This window comes from Streptococcus sp. FSL L8-0526, from assembly GCF_038007145.1.
GTDB lineage: Bacteria > Bacillota > Bacilli > Lactobacillales > Streptococcaceae > Streptococcus > Streptococcus thermophilus.
Genome location: NZ_JBBOWP010000001.1, coordinates 101643 through 125824, shown reverse-complemented (window position 1 = coordinate 125824; position 24182 = coordinate 101643). Strand labels below are relative to the sequence as shown.

At 35.1% G+C, this 24182-nt stretch carries 21 protein-coding genes and 2 pseudogenes; 13 read left to right on the top strand and 10 right to left on the bottom strand.

Annotation, left to right across the window (positions count from 1 at the left end):
* Window positions 1–58: 58 nt before the first annotated feature.
* The 3 genes from NSQ85_RS00640 to NSQ85_RS00630 are packed head-to-tail and all read left to right on the top strand — an operon-like array spanning window position 59 to window position 5067.
* Window positions 59–1234 carry an IS256-like element IS1191 family transposase gene (locus NSQ85_RS00640; protein ID WP_340780902.1) on the top strand — a complete coding sequence of 392 codons (1176 nt, stop codon included), beginning with the start codon at window positions 59–61 and terminating at the stop codon, window positions 1232–1234.
* 37 nt (window positions 1235–1271) lie between these two features.
* Window positions 1272–2174: a hypothetical protein gene (locus tag NSQ85_RS00635; RefSeq protein ID WP_144239070.1), complete on the top strand. Its 903-nt coding sequence runs from the start codon at window positions 1272–1274 to the stop codon at window positions 2172–2174.
* 25 nt (window positions 2175–2199) lie between these two features.
* Window positions 2200–5067 (top strand): NACHT domain-containing protein, encoded by a 2868-nt coding sequence (locus NSQ85_RS00630; protein WP_014621070.1) that lies wholly within the window; start codon window positions 2200–2202, stop codon window positions 5065–5067.
* Window positions 5068–5255: 188 nt separating this feature from the next.
* On the opposite strand, the pseudogene NSQ85_RS00625 reads toward NSQ85_RS00630, so the two are convergent.
* The 6 genes and pseudogenes from NSQ85_RS00625 to NSQ85_RS00600 form a co-directional block, all read right to left on the bottom strand.
* Window positions 5256–6451, bottom strand: a pseudogene (locus tag NSQ85_RS00625) (ISL3 family transposase).
* Between the two features lie 195 nt (window positions 6452–6646).
* Window positions 6647–7867 carry a tyrosine-type recombinase/integrase gene (locus NSQ85_RS00620; protein WP_340781509.1) on the bottom strand — a complete coding sequence of 407 codons (1221 nt, stop codon included), beginning with the start codon at window positions 7865–7867 and terminating at the stop codon, window positions 6647–6649.
* Between the two features lie 8 nt (window positions 7868–7875).
* Entirely contained in the window at window positions 7876–8148 is a 273-nt protein-coding gene (locus NSQ85_RS00615; RefSeq protein WP_024704300.1) for a helix-turn-helix domain-containing protein, read from the bottom strand.
* A 60-nt stretch (window positions 8149–8208) separates the two neighbouring features.
* Window positions 8209–9108 (bottom strand): hypothetical protein, encoded by a 900-nt coding sequence (locus tag NSQ85_RS00610; protein WP_340780901.1) that lies wholly within the window; start codon window positions 9106–9108, stop codon window positions 8209–8211.
* Between the two features lie 536 nt (window positions 9109–9644).
* Window positions 9645–10352, bottom strand: a pseudogene (locus NSQ85_RS00605) (CHAP domain-containing protein); the annotation flags it as partial.
* 57 nt (window positions 10353–10409) lie between these two features.
* Entirely contained in the window at window positions 10410–11090 is a 681-nt protein-coding gene (locus tag NSQ85_RS00600) for an IS6-like element IS1216 family transposase (RefSeq protein ID WP_064355854.1), read from the bottom strand.
* An 83-nt stretch (window positions 11091–11173) separates the two neighbouring features.
* Here NSQ85_RS00600 and NSQ85_RS00595 point away from each other — a divergent pair, with 83 nt between their 5' ends.
* Complete coding sequence (locus NSQ85_RS00595; RefSeq protein ID WP_017370349.1) at window positions 11174–11377, top strand: conjugal transfer protein; 204 nt, start codon at window positions 11174–11176, stop codon at window positions 11375–11377.
* A gap of 718 nt (window positions 11378–12095) precedes the next feature.
* Here NSQ85_RS00595 and NSQ85_RS10675 read toward each other — a convergent pair.
* Complete coding sequence (locus tag NSQ85_RS10675) at window positions 12096–12221, bottom strand: hypothetical protein (protein WP_193393255.1); 126 nt, start codon at window positions 12219–12221, stop codon at window positions 12096–12098.
* Here NSQ85_RS10675 and tet(S) point away from each other — a divergent pair.
* Entirely contained in the window at window positions 12206–14146 is a 1941-nt protein-coding gene (gene tet(S), locus NSQ85_RS00590; protein ID WP_002405437.1) for a tetracycline resistance ribosomal protection protein Tet(S), read from the top strand. The genes NSQ85_RS10675 and tet(S) overlap by 16 nt on opposite strands.
* Window positions 14147–14212: 66 nt before the next feature.
* On the top strand, window positions 14213–14401 hold the full coding sequence (locus tag NSQ85_RS00585) for a cysteine-rich KTR domain-containing protein (protein WP_425531079.1): 189 nt from the start codon (window positions 14213–14215) through the stop codon (window positions 14399–14401).
* A 323-nt stretch (window positions 14402–14724) separates the two neighbouring features.
* Here NSQ85_RS00585 and NSQ85_RS00580 read toward each other — a convergent pair whose 3' ends face one another.
* Window positions 14725–15405, bottom strand: coding sequence for an IS6-like element IS1216 family transposase (locus tag NSQ85_RS00580; protein ID WP_013646119.1), 681 nt, complete (start codon window positions 15403–15405; stop codon window positions 14725–14727).
* A 141-nt stretch (window positions 15406–15546) separates the two neighbouring features.
* Between NSQ85_RS00580 and NSQ85_RS00575 the strand changes: the two genes are divergently transcribed.
* The gene (locus NSQ85_RS00575) at window positions 15547–16845 is read left to right on the top strand and encodes a polysaccharide deacetylase family protein (RefSeq protein ID WP_071417287.1); all 1299 of its coding nucleotides are present in this window, start codon (window positions 15547–15549) and stop codon (window positions 16843–16845) included.
* 518 nt (window positions 16846–17363) lie between these two features.
* On the opposite strand, the gene dhaL is transcribed toward NSQ85_RS00575, so the two are convergent.
* Window positions 17364–17858 carry a dihydroxyacetone kinase subunit DhaL gene (dhaL, locus tag NSQ85_RS00570; RefSeq protein ID WP_256498068.1) on the bottom strand — a complete coding sequence of 165 codons (495 nt, stop codon included), beginning with the start codon at window positions 17856–17858 and terminating at the stop codon, window positions 17364–17366.
* The gene (locus NSQ85_RS00565; RefSeq protein WP_064355854.1) at window positions 17837–18517 is read right to left on the bottom strand and encodes an IS6-like element IS1216 family transposase; all 681 of its coding nucleotides are present in this window, start codon (window positions 18515–18517) and stop codon (window positions 17837–17839) included. The genes dhaL and NSQ85_RS00565 overlap by 22 nt, the downstream gene beginning before the upstream one ends.
* Before the next feature lie 155 nt (window positions 18518–18672).
* Between NSQ85_RS00565 and NSQ85_RS00560 the strand changes: the two genes are divergently transcribed.
* The 6 genes from NSQ85_RS00560 to NSQ85_RS00535 all read left to right on the top strand — a co-directional run bounded on the left by NSQ85_RS00560 (window position 18673) and on the right by NSQ85_RS00535 (window position 24019).
* Window positions 18673–19890: a CapA family protein gene (locus tag NSQ85_RS00560; RefSeq protein ID WP_340781507.1), complete on the top strand. Its 1218-nt coding sequence runs from the start codon at window positions 18673–18675 to the stop codon at window positions 19888–19890.
* Window positions 19891–20210: 320 nt separating this feature from the next.
* Window positions 20211–20477: an ACT domain-containing protein gene (locus tag NSQ85_RS00555; RefSeq protein WP_071417285.1), complete on the top strand. Its 267-nt coding sequence runs from the start codon at window positions 20211–20213 to the stop codon at window positions 20475–20477.
* Between the two features lie 17 nt (window positions 20478–20494).
* Window positions 20495–21832 (top strand): PFL family protein, encoded by a 1338-nt coding sequence (locus NSQ85_RS00550; RefSeq protein ID WP_111679115.1) that lies wholly within the window; start codon window positions 20495–20497, stop codon window positions 21830–21832.
* 116 nt (window positions 21833–21948) lie between these two features.
* A complete protein-coding gene (locus NSQ85_RS00545; RefSeq protein ID WP_179973236.1) occupies window positions 21949–22647 on the top strand; it encodes a histidine phosphatase family protein in 699 nt (232 codons plus the stop codon).
* Window positions 22641–23438: a M15 family metallopeptidase gene (locus tag NSQ85_RS00540; RefSeq protein WP_340780897.1), complete on the top strand. Its 798-nt coding sequence runs from the start codon at window positions 22641–22643 to the stop codon at window positions 23436–23438. The genes NSQ85_RS00545 and NSQ85_RS00540 overlap by 7 nt, the downstream gene beginning before the upstream one ends.
* Window positions 23435–24019, top strand: coding sequence for a glycoside hydrolase family 73 protein (locus NSQ85_RS00535; protein ID WP_100284997.1), 585 nt, complete (start codon window positions 23435–23437; stop codon window positions 24017–24019). Before NSQ85_RS00540 ends, NSQ85_RS00535 begins: the two co-directional genes overlap by 4 nt.
* The last annotated feature ends 163 nt before the right edge of the window (window positions 24020–24182 follow it).

The following is a 24182-nucleotide window of genomic DNA, read 5'->3' as shown; positions in this document are numbered from 1 at the left end:
AAGGAATAAATCCGTTATAGTAGAGTTGCAAAACATTACTAGAAAGAGATTTATTCCTATGACTCAGTTTACCACAGAACTACTTAACTTCCTAGCCCAAAAGCAAGATATTGATGAATTTTTCCGTACTTCTCTTGAAACAGCTATGAATGATCTGCTTCAAGCAGAGTTATCAGCCTTTTTAGGGTATGAACCTTACGATAAATTAGGCTATAATTCTGGGAATAGTCGTAACGGAAGCTATGCACGGAAATTCGAAACCAAATATGGGACTGTTCAGTTGAGTATTCCTAGAGATCGTAATGGGAACTTTAGTCCAGCTTTGCTTCCCGCTTATGGACGTCGAGATGACCACTTGGAAGAGATGGTTATCAAACTCTATCAAACCGGTGTAACGACTCGAGAAATTAGTGATATCATCGAGCGAATGTATGGTCATCACTATAGTCCTGCCACAATTTCTAATATCTCAAAAGCAACTCAGGAGAATGTCGCTACTTTTCATGAGCGAAGCTTAGAAGCCAATTACTCTGTTTTATTTCTTGACGGAACCTATCTTCCCTTAAGACGTGGAACCGTTAGTAAAGAATGTATTCATATCGCACTTGGCATTACACCAGAAGGACAGAAGGCTGTTCTTGGATATGAAATCGCCCCAAATGAAAACAATGCTTCTTGGTCCACCCTGTTAGACAAGCTTCAAAACCAAGGAATCCAACAGGTTTCTCTTGTAGTGACCGATGGCTTCAAGGGGCTTGAAGAGATTATCAATCAGGCTTACCCATTAGCTAAACAACAACGTTGCTTAATTCATATTAGTCGAAATCTAGCTAGTAAAGTGAAACGAGCAGATAGAGCGGTTATTCTGGAGCAATTTAAAACGATTTATCGTGCTGAAAATTTAGAAATGGCAGTGCAAGCTTTAGAGAACTTTATCTCCGAATGGAAACCAAAGTATAGGAAAGTCATGGAAAGTCTGGAGAATACGGATAATCTTTTAACTTTTTATCAGTTTCCCTACCAGATTTGGCATAGCATTTATTCGACAAACCTCATTGAGTCTCTTAACAAAGAAATCAAACGTCAAACGAAAAAGAAGGTTCTTTTTCCTAACGAGGAGGCTCTGGAACGTTATTTAGTTACCCTGTTTGAAGATTATAATTTCAAGCAAAATCAACGCATCCATAAAGGGTTTGGCCAATGTGCTGACACACTTGAAAGCTTATTTGATTAACATTCTTCAACTCTACTTGAGTGTTTACACATAATTATTGACAGTATCGATAAAACAGGATGATTATTTAATTTTATATGAAAATGAGGATTTAGAAGAAGCTAGAAATAAGATATATACGGATTGTATAATGCTGTTATGGAATGCTTTTACGGGCTTAAATATAACAGGTTCTTTCAAAGTTTGGCTATTCCAAAAAATACGAAGTAAAGAATTAACTAAACTGATGTATGGGACAATAGGATGTCAGCTGGAGGAAGTTTCATATTGTAATGAATTTGCGAGAGAGGTGGATGATGGATATAAGTTTTTAAGAAATTATTTAATCTATGATGGGAGTTTCGATTTGGTGCAAATGTTTGTACTAAAAAATGAAACTTTATTTGTACTTGCAAAGGTATTTGTGGAGTCTCTTGAGTCTCAGGGGAAGACTTTCGAAGAATGGTTTGAAGAAACTGTAAACAGATTGAAACAGTGTGGTCAAGAGGGGCTTTTCAGACATCCATGCTCAACAATATGTACTTCTCTAAATAAAAGAAACCACGATAATTCACTCGATTACTTAGAAGCATTTTATAAACAATTAAAAAACCTTATAAACGAGAAATCAAGTCCAATTGGTGCAGATGCACTTTCACCTGATAAGCGATGTTTAGCAGAGATAGGAGAAGAAGGGGTACGGGATAATCTGCAAAGGGGCTATTTACTGTTAAACAATATACTAAAACAAATATATAAGGAACAGCAAGGAACCATAGCTCTTTATTGGATTAAGGACTATTTGGGTAAAGGCGAAAAGGTGTTTAAAGACGTCCTATGTAATCACTGTACTATGGAATTTAATAAAAAATACAATAGCAGTGGTTATGATTTTGAAATAATTAACGAGATACGGAGATTACATAATAAGGTTAGTGCTTTTCGGAACAAATGGTCATAATACTTAATATGAAGGGATATCGTAGATGATAGTTATTACTTCTTTAGTTGAAAATTTATTGACAGAGATGCTTGGAAACTATTTCAAGGGTATTTTAGGTAAGATTAAATTAAAGTGCTTCACAAAAAGACTGAAAGATGAGATAGGGGACTCAATATTAAAACAATACGGAAAGAAAGAATATTATCTTGATTTTGATAGATTTTTAATTGAGCAGAATGTTCTTGATAAAATAATAAAAAATTTTCTTAATCAGGATATTTTACAATCAAAAACAGTAAATCAATCTGTAGATTATTATCTTAATTTGTTTATTGAAGACTATCCAAAATATAAATTATACAAAAATGATTTCAAACAAATTATTCAAAAGTACTTTGAAATTATATTTAAGCAACTTAACAAACTAGATACGCATGAATCACAAGCACTTTCTAGAATCATTAAAGAGATTAGTAATGGTTTAGATCAACAACTACAATACTTAAAGCTTATTGTGGATGATAATAATGCAATGTTAAAACAGGTTGTAAATGGTAATTTTAGAATACATCCTTACATTGAAACCTTGCTGGCAACATCTGGTGAGTCATTTGTTCAGTCCGACTATTTTGAGCGTTATCTATTCCAGGATACCGAAGGTAGCAAGGAGAAAGACTCATTAGATATCCTTTTGCAATATCATAAAGTTGTATTAGCAGGCGAAGCAGGATCCGGAAAAACATTTGAAACCTTTAAGCTAATAAATCAATTATGTACAAAATACTCTAACTATCAATTAATTCCTATCTATATTCCGTTAATGGAGTACGAGGATAGTTTAGGAACATTATTCGAGATCATTCAATCAAAAATGGAGCCTTTCTGTGAAGGAAATTCTAAAGAGGCTATTAATCAGCTATTCGTTAATAATCAATTGGCACTGTTCTTTGATGGTATTGATGATATTATTGATGAGAGAAAGAGATTGAAATTTTTTTCCGAAGCAAATCTATTAATGGCACAATATAATCAGAATTTTTTCTTTTTCACAACACGAAAAAATCGTTATCAGCATGAGCTTGGAGAAGAAAAGAGTTTCTTTCTAACGAACCTTTCTGAAAGTATAATTCAAAGTGATTTAATTAGACTTGGATGGTATAGTAATCTTCCTAAAGCATATCTTGAATTGTTTAGAAATCCTTTATTATATAAAATTGGGAAAACTATTCTGGCTAATAGGAAAAATAAGGAGTTGTTCAATAGAACCCAAATTTTCACACAGTATTTCGAAAAAAACTATCGCTACAAAAATAGTTATTCAGAATTATCCTTGCATGAAACATTAAATCTTTTTGGTAAATTTTCTTATGAGCATTTTGATCAATCTAGTTTTACATACAGTGAAGTAGATAAAATAATAAGTGCTTATCCAGTTTCTACACAGAATAAAAGAAATATAATTGATTATTTTATAAATTTTGGAATTTTTAGTACTTCAGATAGAATTACTTTTTCTCATAAGCTATTTAAGGAGTTTTGTGCAGCATACTATATTACGAATAGCCTAACAGTTTCATCAGATACCGAACTTCTCGAAAAACTTATCTACAATGAAGAATGGCGAGAGGTAGTCATTTTTATCTCAGGATTATTTTCAACCATTGAGGAACAAGATAAATTTTTAGATTTTATTCTTCAACATAACTTACCTCTTTATATTGAATGTGTTAATTCTAAAAATGATTTATTGAGAAATAATGGAAAAACAGATGTTTCTATTGATAGTAGTATGGAAAGAATTTTATCAGAAATTCATAAAACTTATACATTTATAGTAGAAAACTATTTTCGTCCTATATCAGAGAAATTTGAACCATTTATAACAGAAAGTCAAAAGTCGGGATATAAAATTGGGATTACTGGAGGTATAATAAAAAATAGTCTTTATTATTGGTTTGATATCGTGGATAAAGGTACCCCAAATGCAAAAATTGTCAGCCCTAATCTGCTGGGGCAAGTTAGCCAAGAATATCAGGCTACTATCTTTTTAAAAACCACTCGAATGGTTCAGCATAGTACAAACTTAGAATTGTCAGGACTTGTAGGAGATAGTGGACGAAAAATTGCGTTAGACCTTATTAAAAGTAACCTGAAAGATATATTGGAAAATAAAAGCTTGGTATCAAGTAATTATATTTTATGTGAGCTTTTAAAAGAAATAAAAAATAAATTACCTTGGCTCAAAGAAATTGATGATATCTCTTTAATGAGTATAGAGGTTAGAAAAAAGATAGATGAAATTCTTAAAAATTTCCCAGAAGTTACAACTTCAGAAGGAATAGAGTTATTTAGTCTAAACAATCTATTGGATATTCTTTTGAATTCCGGTATTAATTATAAGAGTTCAATCATTCCTGGTCGTGATAAAGAGTATTCAGAAGCAGGCGGTTTAATGTTGAACCTATATTCTACGAAAAGAAAAATGGAAATAGTTGAGACATTTTTTAATTTTGCTGAAGCAAGTTATTTGGAAATGGTGAAATATAACTTTCCAAATATTTATAGATGTTTTTCAAAATTTCAAGATATGCCATACAAATTACTTATTACTTACAGGGACGATGAGAGAAATCCATGGATAGATTATTATCATGTGGCATCTGCAGAAGATGAAAATTTAGTAGAGGTATCACAATCTGATGTAAGTAAAGATTGTGAAGAAATATATAAGGAAGTGCTGCAAAGTTATCATTCGTTAGATAGAACTCCTAAAACTGTATCTATAAGGGGCTGCGCTTTTTTAACTCTGCTATCTTCCAGAAGGTTAGGCTTAGGAGAAAACACTCCGCTAAGTGATTTTGTTTATAAAGAGATAAAATCTAGTTTGGAAGAGATTTTGGGAAAAATTTGAAATAATATTTTGAACTGTTAGCTATTATTGTATTTAATTTTTAATGCTGTTTTTGAAAGATAAGTTTATTTAAGAGTATTAGTAACAGGAATAAGAACACTAGAAAATAAGTATATTTTAAATAGTCTAATAAGGTAAACTTTGTATTTTCTGGTTCGATTTTTGCTTATTTTAGTTGAAAATTTACCTTATTTTGATGAAATTAGTTCAAATTGAATGAAATTAATCATTTTGAAAATCGTGAAAACCCTTTTATTAGTCGCTTCAAGTTTTGCGTTTGAATAGTCCGTTTCTAGTGCGTTTTTGATGTATTGCTTGTGTCTAAGAAAAGTCCTAAAGACAGTTTGAAAATAATGATTGACCTTGCTCCTATTTTCCTCTACCAGTTCAAAGAACTCATCTACTCTCTTCTCCTGAAAGTGAAAAAGCAAAAGCTGATAAAGTGTATATAGTCAGTAAGCTCTTTTGAAAAGACTAGTGTCTTCGCAACAACTTCATGTGGTGCTAAAGTTTGGCGGAAAGTCTTTGAATAAAAAGAGTTGAGAGATAGTTTACGGCTGTCCTTTTGGAAGAGTCGCCAGTGATTTTTCAAGGCTCGATAGGGTAGTGACTTCTTATCGAACTGGTTCATAATTGCAATTCTTGTCTTTAAAAAGGTACGTCCAAGGTGCTGGATGATGTGGAAACGATCAAGAACGATTTTTGCGTTTGGAAAGAGCTTGCGAGCCAGTGGAATATAAGCTCCAGACATATCCATCGTGATAAACTGTACCTGTTGTCGGACTTTCAATGAATACTTCAAAAAGTATTTTTGTATAGTAGTTTGGCGGCGATTATCAAGGATGGTTATGAGTTGGTTTGTCTCATAATTCTGCGCCACAAAAGCCAATTCCCCTTTCTTTAACCCAAACTCATCCCAGGACATAACAGCAGGGAGTTTGTCATAATGTTCCTTGAAAGTAAACTGATCAAGCTTACGATAGACAGTGGACGTCGACACGCGAAGTCTTCTTGCAATATCAGTTAGTGACACTTTCTCAGTTAGGAGTTGTGTAACTTTTTGTCGGACCAGATTAGAGATTTGGCAGTTTTTCTCAACGATAGATGTCTCAGCTACCGTGACACTTCTACAACTTTTACACTGGAAACGACGTTTTTTCAGACGTAGTAGAGTTGGCGTTCCCGCTTGCTCGAGAAGAGGGATTTTAGAAGGCTTTTGAAAGTCGTACTTGATCATCTTTCCATGGCAATGAGGACATGATGGTGCAGGGTAATCGAGTTTTGCTTGAATCTCGATATGAGTGTCAGTTTCAAAAACAAGTGAAATCTTGATATTTTGGTCTTTAATTCCGATTAATTCTGTGGTATTCTTAATAGGTCTCATAAGTTCTTCCTAATGATGGTTTGGTTGCTTTTCATTATAGTTCTTATGGGACTTTTTGTGTACACTCAAAAAGCTCTATAATCTCTACAGTAGTTTTACCCACTACAGAAATTATAGAGCCGATTTTTATCTTGGGTGTCTTTTTTTATTCAAAATTCGATAGTTTCCACCAAAGTTTCCACCAATTTTCCACCATTATTTTTTCAAGCTACGAAATGCAATATCGCCTACTGTCCGATTAACTATATCTTTTGTATTTACATAAGTCTTTGTAATTTGCTTATCACTATGAGTTAGAGCTTCTGAAATAGCTTCAAGAGAATAACCTGCTTGTTTGGCAAGAGTAACACCTGCATGTCTTAGTTTGTGTGGTGATGCTGGTGCAAGTTCTGGATGTCTCCGTCTGACTGACTTCATTCTATAATTTAGATAATCCACGTGAAGAGGTAAATTAATGTTGTTTGAACGATCATTATAGGTGAATACAAACTGCTTTTGAGTTTGACGCAATCCAAATAATTTTAACTCCTCTTGTTGTCTTGCTTTCCAATTAGCTAATAGCTCAATTAATTCAATAGGTGTTTTAAAAAGAGTCTTCTTACGACCTTTGGTGGGTTTTATATTTCCGAAACGATCTAAAGCTTGTTCTATCAGTGTTTCTCCAGTAGAGAAATTGATGTGTTTCCATTGAAGAGCATAACTTTCTGATTTTCTATCGGATAAAAAGAATGTCGTATAAAAGAGAGTGTAGTCTTTTAAATCAATAAGTCCTTTCTCTAAGTCTATGTCAAAAGCTTGTAACCATAATTTCAGCTCTTCTTTATCGAGAGATAAATCTTCCTCTCGTTTGCTTTCTTTAAGGAGAATCTTTTTATTAGCTTTAATTCTAGTAATTGTTTTGCGGAGTTTATTTGATGGAACATATTCTAGTTCCTCAGCCCAATCGAAAACAGAATTAACATAGCTCCTAATTACTTTGAAATTAGCATAGCTATTTGCTTTGGGAGTAAGTAATGAAAGAATAAGTTGTTTATTATTATTTGGGTATTCGATAGAATATTTACCCAGAATGGGTAAAATGTGTAGCCTGAATATATTTTCTGTTTGGAAAACTGTTGCTTTTGTGGGTGGTTTTATTGTTGTTGTGGTTTGACCTGCTTTGTATGGTTCGAGCCAAATATCTTCATAAAATTTTTTGAATATGATTTCTCCTTTATTTTTTATGTTTATATGGCTTTTTCCAGACTTAGCATTTTTAATGTCGATAGAAAGTTTTAATTCTACTTCTTTGGCTTCTCGTCTGGTTTTATATTTTCTTTCAAAAAGTTTACCTAAACCCAATTTTGCTTGAACATCTTCTGGAATGTAAAGTCGTAATTGATATGTTCCATTTTTTTGTTTTCTTAATAGACATATTTACCTCCTTATGCGCTGATTTCTAATCTTGTCATCCATTGATTGATACTTTTCTTGTTGAAACGAATAGATTTTCCGATTCGGATATAGGGTAATCCCATTGCAATCCCAATATCAAGTGTATTATTAGAGATACCTAGGTAGTTGTAAGTCTGTTTTTTGTTTAGAAAAGTGCTGTCAGCCCCAATATCCTCTTTAAAATGATGAATTTCATTCTTTATTAGTGTTGCAATCATTTGCTGAATTTCTTGAGTTTGTTCTTCTGGCAATTGTACTAGCATATATTATTCTCCTCTTAAAAATAAAAAGAAGAGTAAAATACTCTCCTGCTGTTAAAAAGATTAATTCTTCTTATTTATTATTTTGTTGAAAAAAACTAGCAAAGCGACCCCGACCACTGTCAATTGTTTGCCCTTATTACGACATGCATCACAAATTGGTATTGTTTTAGGTGATGAGATTGTTTTTTTACAAGTTTTACACTTCTTCGTTTTTAGAGTCATTTTTTTCTCCGTTTCGATTTTTGCTGTTTCGGTATTGCTTAAGTTAACGTTACTATCTTGGTGGAATTCAATTAATTTAGTATTAATATTAATAAATAAGTCAATATTGTTTTTTGAGTAGCTGTAATGATTATGAATTAATTCTAACAAACTCACTTTTGGGATACTATTATTCTTTATCCATTTTGATTTTTTTACATAAAGAAGTTTTTTTGCTAGTTCTTTCAAATAATTTGTTTTGTATGGAATGTCTTGCTTAGAAACTAATTCCATTGAACCCTCAAAAGATAGTAGCCTATCATGTGCCATCTCCTCATTATTTAATGTTAAATCGATATAAATTTGCATACCAACAATTTTAGTCATAATTTCTATGTCTTGAAGTAAAAAATCAGCATGTGTTTGTAAAGAGGCTTGACGGTATGTTGGCTGGCTGATTTTCTTAATAATTTCATCTCTATTTGAAATTATATCAGATTTAATAGCACTTACTGATTCTTCAAATAATGTATTTGCATCCTTTAGTGACTTAACTTTTTCTCTGAAATATTTGCTATTGTTGGCTTCTATAACTTTTGTACGAGCTGAATAAAATGGAGCTAGTATACTATTGTTTCTTTCCCATCTAATCTGATAATCTTGATTTTCTTTGATATCTAACAGTAAGTTATAGATTTGTTTAAGTTGAGCTTGAGCGATTAGATCACTAGGAACTTGATTTTCGTTGTTATTGGTCATTTTCCTTAATGTCAAATCTTCAACACGATTCTTCTGATCGGTTGTGTCTACAATTACAGCCCTAAGATTTCCTTCTACTTTTCTAGATTCCCCAATTTTATAAGCGACCTCTTGAAGTTTCGCTTTGGTGTCAGGAGATAGACTGTCAAAGTCAACCTCATATAGAGTAGCATTATTGAAATCTAGTATTTTAGTGTTAGGATTAAGATATTGGTTTGAAAAGTTGAATAGGGGGGTCCTTTAGTATCAAATAAGTTTAAGATATCAAATGGGAAACTTTCTTTAATCATGTTGGGGAGAGCTTGTTCAAAAGGACTACTTATTTCAAAGATATCTGTTGTTTTGATATCTGTCTCATTTTTAAATAAATCAAAAGATTGTAAGTTTTTTTGATTGATTCTTCTTTTTGATTTTCTGATTTAGCAACTTCGTTCATTAGATCGCCTAGTCATTTTTGTATTAATTATAACATTTAGTATTGATTTTAAACGTATCTAAATTAATAATACTAAAAATTAATATTATTAAAACCATCATCAGTGTCCAATGACATAAGTAAATTGTTTTGCTGTTTCTGCATCAAAAGTGCGGTAGCTAACGACTCCTAGTCCTTTGATGTTTGATTCAGAGATGAGGATGGAGCCATCTGATTTGACTTGTTCCACAAAGGCGATGTGGCCATAAGTTGGATCTGCTCCAGCTTGCCCTGGGCTAAAAGATAGAGCGGAGTGTTCGGTTGGGGTATGAGTTGTCTGATACCCTGGGGCACTCATCCATTGGCCACCATTTCCCATATACTTTCCGAAGCTAACACCGACTTCTTTTCCTCGGTTATAGACAAACCAGGTACATTGTCCCCAAGGATAAGACAGTCCTGTGTGGCTTGAGGTATTGATTTCTTTGGTGAGGCTATAGCCTTGTGGGACATCCCCTGTTGTGACACCACCTCCGTCTCTGGTTTTTCCTGTCGTCTGTTCAGGGGCTTTTGGTGTACCTCCATGCTCATCGATATAGGTATCGAGTTTTTGCATGGTTTCAGCACGCCTTTTCCTAGAGCCAGAGGTATCGGTGAAGTAGACGCCACCATCTGTTGACGTGTTGAGAGAACCACTCGCAAATTTTTGCGCTTTGTCATCTTGGACTTTGAAGGTTTCATTTTTATTGCCAATGATGGTCTGCTTTGTGAGTCCAACAACGGCTACTTCATCGTTAAAATTATTGGCATTTTCTGGATTAGAGTCAAATGTGGTTCTGTTGCAAAGTTTTAAATAAAGAATAAAATCCCTTACGGTATCTATGATTTAGGCTGTTATTCCCATTAATACCTTGATTTCAGTAGACACCGAAAAGCCGAAGAGAGTGCCTTCTTTTCGGGTTTTCTTATATAATCCTCGAATGGCTTCCATGCCTTTAATCGTGGTAGAGGCAATGCGTAAACTTCGATAGAATTTATTGCGTCTCTTTACTGGACGATGGTCTTGTTCAATCAAATTGTTCAGGTATTTAATGGTACGATGTTCTGTCCCTTGATAAAAGCCGTATTCTTTTAGTTTCTTAAAGGCACTTGTAATAGAGGGGGCTTTATCTGTGACTACAACCTTCGGTTCATCAAACTGCTTCACTAACCGCTTAAGAAAAGCATAGGCTGCTTGTGTGTCCCGTTTTTTACGTAACCAAATATCCAAGGTTAAACCATCTGCATCGATGGCTCGATACAAATAATGCCATTTTCCTTTAATTTTGATGTACGTTTCATCCATTTTCCATGAATAAAAGGATTTTTTATTTTTCTTTTTCCAAATTTGATAGAGTAGTTTGCCATATTCTTGCACCCAACGATAAATCGTCGTATGAGAAACGTTAATGCCACGATCATATAAGATTTCTTGAACTTCACGATAGCTAAGGTTATAACGAAGATAGTAGCCCACGGCTACAATAATCACATCCTGCTGAAATTGCTTTCCTTTAAAATGATTCATCGTCATTCCTCCTGCTATCTTTTTCTATTATTCTACCTTATTTGATAGTAGATTTAAAACTTTGCAACAGAACCGATTATTATATGATGGAAGATGTTTTACCAATAATCAGTCAAAACTTTATTTACTCTGAGTTGGTGAATCCAATTATTCAGAAGAAAGAGAAACAGTATCTAGTAAAAATAGCCGTTCGATATTTAGACAATGAAACAAAGATTGAAAATATTTCCCAATACCAATTAACTTTAGAGAAGAAGGATAACTGGAAAATAATAATGAATGAATAAAGAATATTAAGATGAAAACAATACTTGAATATTTAGTATAAGCAAAAAAAATTGTATGTCACTATAGCAAACTTATAATGATTTAGCATAAATAATCCAAAATATAGCGTGAAATCAACCTTCTATGAGAAGTATAAGCAAATTCACCTTTATTCTAACTTATAACTATTTTCATTACATTACTTAAAAAGGTCTCTCCAATTTTTTCCAAATAAACAGTATAACTTTTAATGATATTTTCCAAGTCAAACTTAATATTAACAATTCAAAACTATTGGAACCACTGCAAAATATTTTGTTAAGCAGTATATATTTCAAAAATTATACGTAATATATTTGTAGAAAGGTTGTGGACAGTTGTCCTATTGACCTGAAAAGTAATATAATAGCTGGATGAATAAAGAATCCCTTATGAACTTGTAAATCGTTATTAAATCGCTGAATTTTGATAGCCATTCTGAAGAGTTATCTTCAACTACTACACTAACTTCCATTAATTTCTCATTAATTTCCCTTTCGTTCAAAAAATATGGTTGGCTTTACAAGCATTCTATCATATGATAGAATTAAGATAACATTCAAAAGGAGATAATAAAAATGCGGCAAGGTATTCTTAAATAAACTGTCAATTAGATAGCGGGAATAATTAATTAAGCATCCTTATTTAAAATAAGGACTGGTTTTTTGTGCCCAGTTTAAGAATACTTTTATCATTTTATCATAAAGCATCTGTGGCTATCAGTGTGTAGTATACAGCTATTTTTGTATTAAAATCCCAGTGATAAGAGTATTTATCACTGGGATTTTTTCTGCTTTTTGAGCTTTTGAATGGAGGAAATAAAATTGAAAATTATTAATATCGGTATCTTAGCACATGTTGATGCAGGAAAAACTACTTTGACAGAAAGCTTACTATACAGTAGCGGAGCAATTAAAGAGTTAGGAAGTGTAGATAGCGGTACAACGAAAACGGATACTATGTTTTTGGAACGCCAGAGAGGTATTACTATTCAGACCGCAATAACATCTTTTCAACGGGAAAATGTTAAAGTAAATATTGTAGATACTCCTGGACACATGGATTTTTTGGCAGATGTATACCGTTCATTATCTGTTTTGGATGGAGCTATTTTGCTAATCTCTGCAAAAGATGGAGTACAGTCACAAACTCGTATACTATTCCATGCACTTAGAAAGATGAACATACCTATAATATTTTTTATTAACAAAATTGATCAAAATGGAATAAATTTGCCAGATGTTTATCAAGATATTAAGGACAAACTTTCTGACGACATCATAATTAAGCAGACTGTGAATCTAAATTTGAAACCTTATGTAATAGATTATACTGAACCAGAACAATGGGAGACAGTAATTGTGGGAAATGATTATTTATTAGAAAAATATACCATTGGGAAAACATTGAATATTGCAGAACTTGAAAAGGAGGAAAACGAAAGAATTCAAAGTTGCTCCTTATATCCTGTTTATCACGGAAGTGCAAAGAATAATATTGGAATTAAACAACTTATAGAGGTAATTACTAGCAAATTATTTTCACCCACACAACTCAATTCAGATAAACTTTGTGGAAATGTTTTTAAAGTAGAATATTCAGATGATGGTCAACGGCTTGTCTATGTACGTCTTTATAGTGGAACGCTACATTTGCGAGACTCAGTCAATATATCAGAAAAGGAAAAAATAAAAGTTACAGAAATGTATACTTCAATAAATGGAGAATTACGCCAGATAGATAAGGCAGAGCCTGGTGAGATTATTATTTTAAAAAATGAGCTTTTAAAACTAAATAACGTACTTGGAGATAAAAAAAGATTACCACATAGAGAAATTCTTGAGAATCCTCTTCCTATGTTACAAACAACAATTGAACCATGTAAATCAGTACAAAGAGAAAAGTTACTAGATGCACTTTTTGAAATATCCGATAGTGATCCCCTTCTACAATATTATGTAGATACAGTAACTCACGAAATTGTGCTATCTTTTTTAGGTGAGGTCCAAATGGAGGTAACTTGTACTCTGATTCAAGAAAAATATCATATTGAGATAGAAACAAGAAAACCAACTGTCATTTATATGGAAAGACCATTAAAAAAATCTGAATTTACCATTGATATCGAAGTACCTCCAAATCCTTTCTGGGCTTCTATTGGTTTATCTGTAACACCACTTCCTTTGGGTAGTGGCATTCAGTATGAGAGCCTGGTTTCTCTAGGTTATTTAAATCAATCATTTCAAAATGCAGTTATGGAAGGTATACGCTATGGGTGTGAACAAGGATTGTACGGTTGGAAATTAACAGACTGTAAGATCTGTTTTAAGTATGGTCTATATTACAGCCCTGTCAGTACGCCAGCAGATTTCCGAATGCTTGCGCCTATTGTACTAGAGCAGGCTTTTAGAAAGAGTGGTACAGAGTTATTAGAGCCATATCTTAGCTTCGAAATTTATGTACCACAAGAATATCTTTCGAGAGCATATAATGATGCTTCCAAATATTGTGCAAATATTTTAAATACTAAGTTAAAAGGTAACGAGGTCATTCTCATTGGTGAAATTCCAGCCCGTTGTATTCAAGAGTATCGAAACAGTTTAACTTTCTTTACAAATGGACGCAGTGTCTGTTTAACAGAGTTAAAAGGTTATCAGGTTACTAACATTAAGTCTGCTTTCCAACCACGTCGTCCAAATAATAGAATAGACAAAGTAAGGCATATGTTTAATAAAATCAACTTACATTGATAGTGAACTAAAGAGAAATTTTTAAAATGAATATTGAGTTGTTAATTAGAACAGGAGGATATAGATATTGTAAATACTAGGTGGATACTGTGCCCTATATGTGGCAATAAGACCCGTTTAAAAATGAGGGAAGATACTGAATTAAAAAATTTCCCTCTATTTTGTCCTAAATGCAGACAAGAAATTTTAATTGAAATAACGAAGTTTAGAATAACTGTAATTACAGAGCCAGACGCAAAGACGCAGAGCCGATAATTCGAGATATCAAAATCTCATTTTATCGGCTTTTTCTTTTCTATGCATACCATTGAGCTTAGTTCTTGATATCCTTTATAAGAAAATAAGTGTACTGATTTTTTTGCAGTAGCTGTATTACAGTAGACATCCCTCAAGCATAAAAAGTATACAATTAAAATTCAATACTTGATTATTGATGAAGTACAGAGTTACTCGTCATTTCAAAACTAGTATATCAGTCAAGTTTTTCCTAAGGAACAAAAACGAACTTCGCTATGGGAATCAAAGGTTCTGTTGCAAAGTTTTAAATAAAGAATAAAATCCCTTACGGTATCTATGATTTAAGCTGGGATTCCCAATAATACCTTGATTTCAGTACAGACCGAAAACCCGAAGAGAGTGCCTTCTTTTCGGGTTTTCTTATATAATCCTCGGATGGCTTCCATACCTTTAATCGTGGGTGAGGCAGTGCGTAAACTTCGATAGAATTTATTGCGTCTCTTTACTGGACGATGGTCTTGTTCAATCAAATTATTCAGGTATTTAATGGTACGATGTTCTGTCCCTTGATAAAAGCCGTATTCTTTTAGTTTCTTAAAGGCACTTGTAATAGAGGGGGCTTTATCTGTGACTACAACCTTCGGTTCATCAAACTGCTTCACTAACCGCTTAAGAAAAGCATAGGCTGCTTGTGTGTCCCGCTTTTTACGTAACCAAATATCCAAGGTTAAACCATCTGCATCGATGGCTCGATACAAATAATGCCATTTTCCTTTAATTTTGATGTACGTTTCATCCATTTTCCATGAATAAAAGGATTTTTTATTTTTCTTTTTCCAAATTTGATAGAGTAGTTTGCCATATTCTTGCACCCAACGATAAATCGTCGTATGAGAAACGTTAATGCCACGATCATATAAGATTTCTTGAACTTCACGATAGCTAAGGTTATAACGAAGATAGTAGCCCACGGCTACAATAATCACATCCTGCTGAAATTGCTTTCCTTTAAAATGATTCATCGTCATTCCTCCTGCTATCTTTTTCTATTATTCTACCTTATTTGATAGTAGATTTAAAACTTTGCAACAGAACCGTTTTTCAAAAGGTTAAGAAAAGCTTACGGGGGTTTTTGAAATCAAAAAGTAGTAGGGGACGATAAAATGAAACATACACACAAAATCATATTGGCTGTCACTTCTGTATGCACTGTTATTATTCTAGGTGTAAGTATCTTTTTTGTTACACAAGCAGTAACAAACAATAAATTAGAAAACACTAGTCAAACAACTCAACACTCAAGCAGCAGCTCAAAACCTGTTGAAGATAAACAAACGACGAAACAGCTTGATCAAGCAAAACAGCTTGCTGCAAGTTATCATTATGATGAAGCCATCGCCTTACTTGAAAAAGACGACGCCAAAGAAGCGCAACAATTGTTAGCAACTTTGAAAAAAGAAAAAGAATCCTTGGTAAAATGGGAAGACCCGACCAAAATCTCACACGTCTTCTTTCATAGTCTGATTGTTGATCCAGCTAAGGCTTTTCATACCCAGCAAGCACAAGGGTATAAAGATTATATGGTCACTATTTCCGAATTCAATAAAACCCTTGATCAGTTATATAAAAATAACTATGTTCTTGTTAATCTAAATGGATTAGTCAAAAAAGGAACAGATGGAAAACTGACCTTTACAGGTGTTTCTCTTCCAGAAGGAAAGAAACCGTTAATTCTTTCGCAAGACGATGTCAGCTATTATGAATACATGGACAATTCAGGATTTCCAAGTAAGTTGATTGTCGATAAACAGAACCAAATCAAGAATATTTATATCGACAATAAGAAGGAAACTGTTGGTGACTATGATATGGTTCCATTGATCGATTCATTCATTAAAAAACATCCCGATTTTTCTTATCAAGGCGCCAAAGGAACGTTAGCTTTAACAGGCTATAATGGTGTATTAGGTTACCGTACATCAAAATCAGAATATGGTGATAACGAAAAAACAAACAAAGAAATCGAAGCAGCCAAAAAAGTTGCTGATCAATTAAAGAAAGATGGTTGGAGTTTTGCTTCTCATACTTGGGGACACTTGAATATGACACAAGCTTCTTTAGCCGATATCCAACAAGATAATGAACGTTGGCAAAATGAAGTTGCACCTATTTTAGGCAAAACAAATATTTTGATCTACCCATTTGGCGCTGACATCAGCGATTGGCAACCTTATTCTGAAGCAAATCAAAAATTTGCTTACTTGAAACAACAAGGATTTGATATCTTCTGCAATGTCGATGCCTCAACTCCTGCATGGGGACAACTAGGAACTGACTACTACCGTAACGCCAGAATCAATATTGACGGTATCCGTTTCGAAGTTGACCTAAAAGGAGAAAATCCAATACTTGATCAATTTATCAACGTCAAAGAAGTGTATGACCAAAAAGATCGAGGATAGAGGTTGTGAAAGAAGCGTCCAGCTCCGAGCAAATAAGAACTAGATTTCTAAAATAGTTTCTCATATTTTGGAAATCTAGCGCTTATTGCTGAGGAGTTGCTTCTTGAACACCGTGGATAAGATTGTGAAAAGGCTGGTCTGCATCAAGCAATAAGAATGAACAGAGAAAAACAGCTTCTTGAATACCGCAGATAGGTTGTAAAAAAACCGTTTTGACCTGACGATAACCAGTAAAACAGAGGTGAGACCATTGCTAAAAGTAGCAGTGGTCTCATCTCTTTTTTTGCACAAGTCATATTTGATTGTTTCGTTATTTTAATCAGGATAAAGTTCTTTTTTTTCATGCTAAAGAGTGATTCTTTCTTCTCGATTTTCACTTTCTTCGTTTAACTTTTGGTAGATACTTCTGTCAGAAAAAGCTCTAGGTAGACACACGAAAGCAGATAAAAAGCCTAACTTTTGCAACAGTTTATGCTGTCGTTCAAAGATAGGCTTTTACAGTTTATAAATAGCCCTTTCTATCCATGAATCACATCAAGTAATGTCTGGAATAAGATTGCACTAGAAGCTGCTCCTGGATCAATGTGTCCAATCGCCCGCTCCCCTAAATAAGAAGCACGTCCTTTTTTTGCGACCAAATTTTTAGTATGTTCTTTGGCATTTTCGATGACGTCTGCGGTTAGCTGATTGTTTTTTAATGCTTCCGTAACAGGCAACCAAACATCTAGCATTGTTTTATCCTCTGCTTCAGCTTTTCCTCTTGCTTGTATCCCATTTGTACCTTCTTCGATGATTTTCCCTAATTGCTCTTGTGAATTGATGACGTCAACATCCTTTGTCGCTTTCATCATGTTCATGAATGCTGAACCATATAGCGGACCTGAAGCTCCTCCAACTTTGGAGATCATTGCCATCGAAAGAACTTTAAAGGTATCACGGTTCTGTTGCAAAGTTTTAAATAAAGAATAAAATCCCTTACGGTATCTATGATTTAGGCTGTTATTCCCATTAATACCTTGATTTCAGTAGACACCGAAAAGCCGAAGAGAGTGCCTTCTTTTCGGGTTTTCTTATATAATCCTCGAATGGCTTCCATGCCTTTAATCGTGGTAGAGGCAATGCGTAAACTTCGATAGAATTTATTGCGTCTCTTTACTGGACGATGGTCTTGTTCAATCAAATTGTTCAGGTATTTAATGGTACGATGTTCTGTCCCTTGATAAAAGCCGTATTCTTTTAGTTTCTTAAAGGCACTTGTAATAGAGGGGGCTTTATCTGTGACTACAACCTTCGGTTCATCAAACTGCTTCACTAACCGCTTAAGAAAAGCATAGGCTGCTTGTGTGTCCCGTTTTTTACGTAACCAAATATCCAAGGTTAAACCATCTGCATCGATGGCTCGATACAAATAATGCCATTTTCCTTTAATTTTGATGTACGTTTCATCCATTTTCCATGAATAAAAGGATTTTTTATTTTTCTTTTTCCAAATTTGATAGAGTAGTTTGCCATATTCTTGCACCCAACGATAAATCGTCGTATGAGAAACGTTAATGCCACGATCATATAAGATTTCTTGAACTTCACGATAGCTAAGGTTATAACGAAGATAGTAGCCCACGGCTACAATAATCACATCCTGCTGAAATTGCTTTCCTTTAAAATGATTTATCGTCATTCCTCCTGCTATCTTTTTCTATTATTCTAACTTATTTGATAGTAGATTTAAAACTTTGCAACAGAACTGATGTAACCGTTTATTAATCTTTTTTATCATCTATGGATAACATTTTTTTGTTACACTAGGAGTATGAAAAAGGAGATATGATGAAACAGAGCCAAGCTAAAAAGCATGACAATACGATGACTAATAAGATTTTGATGAGGTTGATTGCTCTTGTCTTAGGTTTGCTTTTTCTTGAAATTTTGATTATTCATAGTAAAAATGAGCAGCAAAAGAGTGTTTCAAATCAAGTACAGACAGCACGTATCATGGCTAATGGGGACTTGCTTTATCATGACGGTCTCTATATGAGTGCCTTGCAGGCAGATGGCAGTTATGATTTTACTGAAAATTTTACATATGTGAAGCCATGGTTAAAGCAGGCTGATTTGGTCTTGGGTGATTTTGAGGGAACTATCAATCCTGATTATCCTTTGTCAGGCTACCCTCTGTTTAATGCTCCTCAATCAGTGACGGCAGCTATTAGTGATGCCGGCTATGATGTTATGGATTTGGCCCATAATCATATTTTGGACTCTGGTTTAGAGGGAGCTTTTACAACAGCCGATGCATTTAAAGAAGTGGGCATTGACCCTGTTGGTGTTTATGAAAATCCTGTGCGTGATAAGGCGCCTCTGTTTATCAAGAATGTTAATGGCATCAAGGTGGCAATACTTTCTTATGCCTATGGTTTCAATGGCTTGGAGTCAAATCTGACCGAAAAAGAGATTGCGAATCATTTGTCGAATCTTGATGAAAAACGGATGAAAGTAGAGATTGAGCGTGCTGAAAAAGAGGCTGACGTTACGGTTATCATGCCACAGATGGGCGTGGAATATCGTTTGGAACCGACAGATGAACAGGTAAAGCTTTACCATAAGATGATTGATTGGGGTGCTGATATTATCTTTGGGGGCCACCCTCATGTGGTTGAGCCGTCTGAAGTGGTTAAAAAGGATGGACAGCAAAAACTCATTATTTACTCAATGGGGAATTTCATCTCTAACCAGCGCATAGAGACTATGGATGGTGTGGATAGTGCAGCATGGACAGAGAGGGGTGTCTTAATGGATGTCACTCTTGAGAAAAAGGATGGTCAAACCACGATTAAGACAGCTCAAGCGCATCCAACCTGGGTTAACCGCACACCTAAGGGAACAATTTCGCCAGAGGGATATCCTTTATATACTTATCAAACCTATATTTTAGAGGATTTCATTAAAGATGGAAAATACAGAAATAAACTAGATGAAGAAACTAAAGAGCGTATAGATTCTGCCTATAAAGAAATGAATGCTCATGTTAATCTAAAGTGGAAATAAAGCTAAGATATCGCTAAAATTTGGCGATATTTTTCTTTATCGACAAGTTACCAACATACTTATCCACAGGTGTGGATAAGTATGTTATAAGTGTTAAATCTTGATTTTTCAAGGTTTTATTAGACTTGTATTGTTTTACTTGTTAACAAGTTTATCCACAAGTTGTTGGATTGATAGAGACTAAATTTTATCAACGATACTGGTTAAATGTCGTAGAAACATTCGTTTTTTTCAATAAAAAAGGCTTAATTTCTATAAAAAATAGCATTTTTAATCAAAACATGCTAAAATTATACAAAATAAAATGATGGAGGCTTCTCATGAAAGCGATTATTACAGTTGTAGGTAAGGATAAAGCGGGTATTGTTGCAGGTGTTGCGACTAAGGTCGCAGAGCTTGGTTTGAATATTGATGATATCACTCAAACAATCCTTGATGAATTCTTTACCATGATGGCGGTTGTATCATCGGAAGATAAGAAAGATTTTACACACCTACGTGCTGAATTAGAAGCTTTTGGTGAATCATTAAACGTCAAAATCAATATCCAAAGCTCAGCGATTTTTGATGCTATGCACAACTTATAAAATAGGGGTAGTTGAAAATGGATATTAAACAGGTTACAGAAACCATTGCTATGATTGAGGAGCAGAACTTTGATGTTCGTACTATCACCATGGGAATTTCACTCCTAGACTGTATCGATTCAGATATTGATAAAGCAGCAGAAAAGGTATACAACAAGATTGTTTCTAAGGCTAAGAACTTGGTAGCTGTTGGTGACGAAATTGCGGCTGAACTTGGTGTTCCGATTGTTAATAAACGTGTTTCTGTTACTCCGATTTCAATTATCGGTGCGGCGACAGATGCGACAGATTATGTACCGTTTGCTAAGGCACTAGACCGTGCAGCTAAGGAAATTGGCATTAACTTTATTGGTGGTTTCTCTGCATTAGTTCAAAAGGGCTACCAAAAAGGTGATGAGATTCTTATTGATTCTATCCCACGTGCGCTTGCTGAGACTGATTTTGTCTGCTCATCTGTTAATATTGGTTCAACAAAAACTGGTATTAACATGACAGCGGTACGTGATATGGGACGTATCATTAAAGAGGCTTCTGAGGCAGATCCAATGGGTCCAGGTAAATTGGTTGTCTTTGCTAATGCGGTTGAAGATAATCCATTTATGGCAGGTGCCTTCCACGGTGTTGGTGAGGCTGACGTTGTAATCAATGTTGGGGTTTCAGGTCCTGGTGTTGTGCAACGTGCTGTTGAGAAGGTTCCAGGTGAAAGTTTTGATGTTTTAGCTGAAACAGTTAAGAAAACTGCCTTTAAAATCACACGTGTAGGGCAGTTGGTTGGTCAAATGGCTAGCGAACGTCTAGGTGTCGAGTTTGGTATTGTAGACTTGTCTCTTGCACCAACTCCAGCAGTAGGTGATTCGGTAGCTCGTGTACTTGAAGCCATGGGGCTTGAAGTTGTTGGTACGCATGGTACTACTGCGGCTCTAGCTCTTCTTAATGACCAGGTTAAAAAAGGTGGTATCATGGCATGTAACCAGGTCGGCGGTTTGTCAGGTGCCTTTATCCCTGTTTCTGAAGATGAAGGAATGATTGCAGCAGTTCAATCTGGGCATATCAACCTTGAAAAATTGGAAGCCATGACGGCTATCTGTTCTGTTGGTCTAGACATGATTGCCGTTCCAGCTGATACGCCAGATACAACAATTGCGGCCATGATTGCCGATGAAGCGGCTATTGGTGTCATTAATCAGAAAACAACAGCTGTTCGTATTATTCCTTATGGTAAGGAAGGGGACATGTTGGAACTTGGAGGTCTTCTTGGTTATGCACCAGTAATGAAGGTAAACAAAGCTTCATCGGCTGACTTCATTGCGCGTGGTGGCCAAATCCCAGCCCCTGTTCACAGCTTTAAAAACTAAACGGATGATAAGTGCTTTACCGGATTGGTAAGGCATTTTCTGATGATTTCGCTAGCTAGATAGTCAGGTGGATTTGTGCTATAATGAGTTCAAAATGACGGAAAGAAGGAGGAGTCATGAGTAAGGTTAAGTTATATATTGCGAGACACGGCAAGACTATGTTTAACACTATTGGTCGTGTCCAAGGTTGGTCTGATAGCCCTTTGACCCCGTTCGGTGAAGAAGGAATTCGTGAGCTGGGAGTAGGTCTGAAAGCGGCAGGTATCCCGTTCAAATCTGCTTATTCTAGTGATTCAGGTCGAACTATTCAGACCATGGACATCATTTTACGTGAGATGGGTTTGGAAACTATTCCTTATAAACATGACAAACGTATTCGTGAGTGGTGTTTTGGTAGTTTTGAGGGTGGCTATGATGGCGAGCTTTTTTATGGTGTGTTGCCGAGAACAGCTGCTTTTCAAGGTAAGAATATACATGATGTAACTTATCCTGAGCTTGCCCAGAGTATCCTTGATGTAGATACGGCTGGTTGGGCAGAATCTTGGGAAGTTCTCAGAAAACGTATTATAGAAGGTTTTACAGCTATTGCAGAGGATCTTGAAAGATCCGGTGGTGGTGATGCTTTCGTCGTTAGTCACAGTATGACCATTGCAACTTTTGCTTGGTTAATGGATCCTTCTGTCGAGCATCCTCCATTGGACAACGGTTCGGTTACTGTCGTTGCTTATGAAAATGGTAAATTCACATTGGAAACACTTGGCGATATGACTTATCGTCAGGTTGGACGAGAGATAATAGAAAAAAGACAATGGTAAAAGATAGCTATCCAAGTCGCCGTCAGGCGAAAAAACAAACCAATTGGTATTTGGTTATCAGTGGCGTCTTGACTGTAATTCTTTTAGTTACAGCAGGACTTTATTCAGTATTTGGTGTCAGTCGTACGGTCCAACAAACCAATGGATCGTCAGTAACAAAAAATAGTAAGGAAGTTACCGATTCGACTCAAAGCAAGGATACAAAAGGACTACCTGATGTATCGCCTAAAGACTGGAAATTGCTTTTGGTAAATCGAGATAACAAGTCTAAAGAGCTTAATCCTGAGCTTGCTAACGTAGATGGTGTTTCTGTAGATGCGAGAATTGCGAAAAATGTTGAAGAATTTTTAGCAGCAGCTCAAGAAATTAATCCAAGCTATCATTTGATTTCGGGTTATCGTAGTGTTGCTTATCAGACAGAACTTTATAACAGTTATGTTCAGCAGGAAATGGCTGATGATCCGACTTTGACAGAGTCCCAGGCTGAGAAGAAGGTTCAGACTTATTCACAACCACCAGGTGCTAGTGAGCATCAGACAGGTCTTGCGATTGACATGAGTACTGTAGACAGCTTAGATGAAGCAGATCCAGCTACTGTGGCTAAGGTCAAAAAAATAGCGCCAAAGTATGGCTTTGTTCTTCGTTTCCCAGATGGTAAGACATCGTCAACAGGTGTGGGGTATGAAGATTGGCATTTCCGCTACGTTGGTAAAGAATCAGCAGAGTACATGACTGCACATAATCTTACTTTGGAAGAATATCTGGTACTATTAAAGGAGAAAGCTAAGTGAGACGACGTTTTAAACTAAAAGCCTTTATAATCTTAGTTGCTGTTTTCGCTTTAGGGATTCTCTTACCGCTGATTCGTCATGCATCTACAGCTGATAATGCTCGTACGGTAAAGGTTGCCTATACGCAGAAAGGGTTTATTGAAAACTTAGCGCCAACAGCACAAAAAATGTCTAAAAACTATGGTGTCCCTGCGTCGATTCTCCTTAGCCAAGCCGCATATGAGTCGAACTATGGTTGTAGTCTCTTATCTGTTAAATACCATAATATCTACAGTCTCCCTGCTCGGCCAGGACAAGAACATATCTATCTAAAGGATAATGTTTATAGTAAAGGCAAATGGCAATATCAAAAAGTAGATTTTGCAGTTTTTAGAGACTGGTCAAGTTCTATGTCATCTTATCTAGAAGAACTGCACCAAGGTAGATGGGGAGAATCAACCTATAAAGAGGTGGCAGGAACTACGAGTTATAAAGTTGCGGCAGAAAAGCTACAAGCTGCAGGTTTTAATAGTGATCCTGATTACGCTAAACATCTTATTTCTATTATTGAGACCTATAATTTGGTAAAATATGATCGCTGAGATTAGAACACCCCTAAGGGTGTTTTTAATGTTTCTAGGTCTCTAGATGTATTTTTGGCACTCTTTCAAAAAGAGTGCTAATTTTTTTGTTTTTTGGGTTGACATGTTTAAGTTTAGGTGTATAATAGAATCATAAGTTAGCAGTCGTTATATGAGAGTGCTA

Coding starts and splice junctions, on each gene's coding strand:
- NSQ85_RS00540 (WP_340780897.1), top strand. CDS start 22,641: ATGGTAAAAGATAGCTATCCAAGTCGCCGTCAGGCGAAAAAACAAACC.
- NSQ85_RS00600 (WP_064355854.1), bottom strand. CDS start 11,090: ATGAATCATTTTAAAGGAAAGCAATTTCAGCAGGATGTGATTATTGTA.
- NSQ85_RS00550 (WP_111679115.1), top strand. CDS start 20,495: ATGGATATTAAACAGGTTACAGAAACCATTGCTATGATTGAGGAGCAG.
- NSQ85_RS00615 (WP_024704300.1), bottom strand. CDS start 8,148: ATGCTAGTACAATTGCCAGAAGAACAAACTCAAGAAATTCAGCAAATG.
- NSQ85_RS00595 (WP_017370349.1), top strand. CDS start 11,174: ATGATGGAAGATGTTTTACCAATAATCAGTCAAAACTTTATTTACTCT.
- NSQ85_RS00560 (WP_340781507.1), top strand. CDS start 18,673: ATGAAACAGAGCCAAGCTAAAAAGCATGACAATACGATGACTAATAAG.
- NSQ85_RS00580 (WP_013646119.1), bottom strand. CDS start 15,405: ATGAATCATTTTAAAGGAAAGCAATTTCAGCAGGATGTGATTATTGTA.
- NSQ85_RS00640 (WP_340780902.1), top strand. CDS start 59: ATGACTCAGTTTACCACAGAACTACTTAACTTCCTAGCCCAAAAGCAA.
- NSQ85_RS00555 (WP_071417285.1), top strand. CDS start 20,211: ATGAAAGCGATTATTACAGTTGTAGGTAAGGATAAAGCGGGTATTGTT.
- NSQ85_RS00575 (WP_071417287.1), top strand. CDS start 15,547: ATGAAACATACACACAAAATCATATTGGCTGTCACTTCTGTATGCACT.
- NSQ85_RS00630 (WP_014621070.1), top strand. CDS start 2,200: ATGATAGTTATTACTTCTTTAGTTGAAAATTTATTGACAGAGATGCTT.
- NSQ85_RS00545 (WP_179973236.1), top strand. CDS start 21,949: ATGAGTAAGGTTAAGTTATATATTGCGAGACACGGCAAGACTATGTTT.
- NSQ85_RS00610 (WP_340780901.1), bottom strand. CDS start 9,108: ATGACCAATAACAACGAAAATCAAGTTCCTAGTGATCTAATCGCTCAA.